Here is a 462-nt window from a genome sequence, read left to right as displayed (position 1 = left end):
TGCCGCGGTCAAATATCGCGACCCGAAGAGTGGCGCGACGTGGACCGGACATGGCCGGGCACCCCAGTGGATTGCAAGCGCAAAAAATCGCGATAAATTCCTTGTTGATGGAGGTAAGGCGACGGCGACGCCGGCACCTGCGAGCAAAGCGAAGGCTGCTGGCAATTACGTCCGCGGTCCGCAGCCTGCGCTTTATCGTGACCCAAAGAGTGGCGCGACTTGGAGCGGGCGTGGGCGGGCGCCGACGTGGATTGCAAAAGCCAAAGACCGAAGCAAATTTTTGATTGCAGGTGGTGCTGAATCGACTGTTGCGGCGACGACCAGTGCTGTGAGCAGGGCGAAGGCTGTCGGCAAAAAGACGGCGTCGAAGTCGGGCGGTGCGACTGCGGGCAAGGGGCAGCCAAAAGGTCCGCAGCCGGCCAAATATCGCGACCCGAAGTCTGGCGCTACCTGGAGCGGACG

1 protein-coding gene is annotated in these 462 nt (G+C 61.9%); it reads left to right on the top strand.

What is annotated here, in order from left to right; all coding sequences use genetic code 11:
- A partial coding sequence (locus tag PQR42_RS45650; protein ID WP_408496131.1) for an H-NS family nucleoid-associated regulatory protein occupies positions 1–462 on the top strand: 462 nt, incomplete at both ends.

Origin of the sequence: Paraburkholderia sediminicola (assembly GCF_046027355.1) — a bacterium.
Classification (GTDB): domain Bacteria; phylum Pseudomonadota; class Gammaproteobacteria; order Burkholderiales; family Burkholderiaceae; genus Paraburkholderia; species Paraburkholderia sediminicola_B.
The sequence above is the reverse complement of the archived record's forward strand: the minus strand, read 5'-3'. Positions and strand labels throughout refer to the sequence as shown.